This is a genomic window from Schumannella sp. 10F1B-5-1 (genome assembly GCF_006517535.1).
GTDB lineage: Bacteria > Actinomycetota > Actinomycetes > Actinomycetales > Microbacteriaceae > Schumannella.
Window position 1 is genome coordinate 1 of the sequence record NZ_VHQH01000158.1, and the last position, 229, is coordinate 229.

The 229-nt window shown below is 64.6% G+C and carries 1 protein-coding gene; it reads right to left on the reverse strand.

Annotation, left to right across the window (positions count from 1 at the left end):
- Positions 1 to 229 (reverse strand): hypothetical protein (locus FJ658_RS16705; RefSeq protein WP_219995792.1); only part of this gene is annotated, 229 nt, incomplete at both ends.

Below are 229 nucleotides of genomic sequence, written 5' to 3' on the forward strand. Positions count from 1 at the left end.
GGAGCCCAGTCTGGATCGAGTCGCGGATCTCCCAACTGACCGGGTATGCGAAGACCGAGGTATCCGTATCTTGACGCGCGACTCCCTCACGGAAGTCCGTCAGTTCCTTGTCCAAGTGCTCGCGCACTGCCGTCTGACGCGAAAGCAGATCGCCACCCGAGGTACCGGCACGGTCGGCAGCCGGCGTCGGGCTGCCCTGCGGAAGTGCGCCATCACGGAGCCAGTCAGT